This is a genomic window from Streptacidiphilus monticola (assembly GCF_042658505.1).
GTDB classification, from domain to species: domain Bacteria; phylum Actinomycetota; class Actinomycetes; order Streptomycetales; family Streptomycetaceae; genus Streptacidiphilus; species Streptacidiphilus monticola.
In genome coordinates this window covers 1-1,572 of record NZ_JBHSQJ010000230.1, presented here as the reverse complement: position 1 = coordinate 1,572, position 1,572 = coordinate 1, and the positions used below count along the sequence as shown (strand labels likewise).

Genomic DNA, 1,572 nt, shown 5'->3' with positions numbered 1-1,572 from the left:
GCTTGCAACGGCATTGGCCGTTGGGCGGGTTGGGCGCCGTGCTGCTCGCTCCGCTCCGCCGTCTGCGGAGTGGAGTCCCGCGGCTTCCTGTTCGGCGCAGCCGTCGCCGTTGAGCTGGGCGTCGGGTTCGTGCCCATCCGCAAGGAGCACGGGCTGTTCCCCGGCCCCAAGCTGACCCGAGATGCCTCCTTCCCGGACTACCGCGGCGCTCGCCACCGCCTGCGCATCCAGCGGCGCTCCGTGACCGCCGCCGACCACGTGCTCCTCGTCGACGACTGGATCGAGACGGGTAGTCAGGCCCGCACCGTGAAGGCCATGGTCGAAGCCTGCGGCGGTTCCTGGGCCGGCTGCAGCGTGATCGTGGACCAGGCGGACGCGCTCGGCGACGACGTCCGCCAGGCCCTGGGAGTCCGAGGCATCGTCCATGCCTCCGAACTCCCGCCCCACCCCAACTGAACACCTCAGCACCCGAACACCTCAGCACCTCAGCACCGACACGCGCCTACCCCGCCCCGCCGCCGCCCCCCAACTGCCCGAACCGCACCAGGCTTTGCTCGTACGCCACCGGCGTCACATGCACCGGTCCGGCGAACGGGTGGGTCATGTGGAGCACCATGTACAGGCCGAAGCCGACCACCGCGCCGACCAGCCCCAAGGCCACCGACTCGCGCAGATGGAAGGTGAGCCCGGCGATCGGGGCGTAGAGCAGCACGAGCAGCCCTGTACAGATCAGCGCGGGATACAGCGGCGCCGGCAGCGACGCCGACATGTCGGCGAGTCGGATCTGACGCGCCGTGTACACCCCCGCCAGATCGGTCAACTCCTGCTGCCTACCGGCTGATTCGGGAAGCGCCTGCACGTGGGCGCGGACCACGTCCAGCTGCTCCCACGTCCTCGGGTCGGCGGCCCGGCGCGTCGACATCGTGGTCCACTCCCCCGCGATCACGGACTCGACGTACGACTTGAGCAGCGGCCGCGTCGTCGCGTCAGCGTCCGTGTAGGCGGCGTTCAGGGCGCGCGACTCGTCGAAGGTGTGCCCTCGCGCGGTGTTCAGGTTGGCCCAGGACCCGGCGATCAGGAAGGCCGCGATCAGGATGAAGGACGACAGCGACGCGGAGCCGAGGAAGCTCAACGCCCCACCCGAGAAGGCTCCTTGGCGCGAGCGTTCGGTCCGCCCGAAACCGGCCAGGATCAGCACGGCGATGAGACAGCCCGCCCCCGCGAACAGCAGAAAGCCGAGAATCAACGGTTCCTCCCCAGTGCGTGTCCGATGAGCCCGGCACCGGCGGCGACGAGTGCGGGCAGAGTGATGGCGACGAAGACGAAAGCGGCCTCCGGCGCACCCGTCGTCGCGGGCACGGCCGTGTCGACGACAGGGTGCGGCGCAGCCACGACGGCATGCGTGTGCACGGGCGTCGGCGCAGGGGCCGGCCTCGGCTGGTGCGACGGCGGGGCCGGATGGTGTGTCAGCTTCGGTGCCGGCGGCGGCACTTGCGGTCGCGGCTTCGCCGGCACGGGCGGCGGTTTCGGCCGTGGCGGCGGCGTGCAGTGCGGCCGGGACGGCAGGTGCGG

The 1,572-nt window shown here is 71.3% G+C and carries 2 protein-coding genes and 1 pseudogene; 2 read left to right on the top strand and 1 reads right to left on the bottom strand.

Annotation, left to right across the window (positions count from 1 at the left end):
• On the top strand, nucleotides 1–456 hold a 456-nt coding region (locus ACFP3V_RS31510), incomplete at its 5' end, for a phosphoribosyltransferase family protein (protein WP_380591171.1).
• A gap of 46 nt (nucleotides 457–502) precedes the next feature.
• Here ACFP3V_RS31510 and ACFP3V_RS31505 read toward each other — a convergent pair.
• A complete protein-coding gene (locus tag ACFP3V_RS31505; RefSeq protein ID WP_380591170.1) occupies nucleotides 503–1,246 on the bottom strand; it encodes a bestrophin-like domain in 744 nt (247 codons plus the stop codon).
• 63 nt (nucleotides 1,247–1,309) lie between these two features.
• On the opposite strand from ACFP3V_RS31505, the pseudogene ACFP3V_RS31500 reads away from it, so the two are divergent.
• Nucleotides 1,310–1,572, top strand: a pseudogene (locus tag ACFP3V_RS31500) (hypothetical protein); the annotation flags it as partial.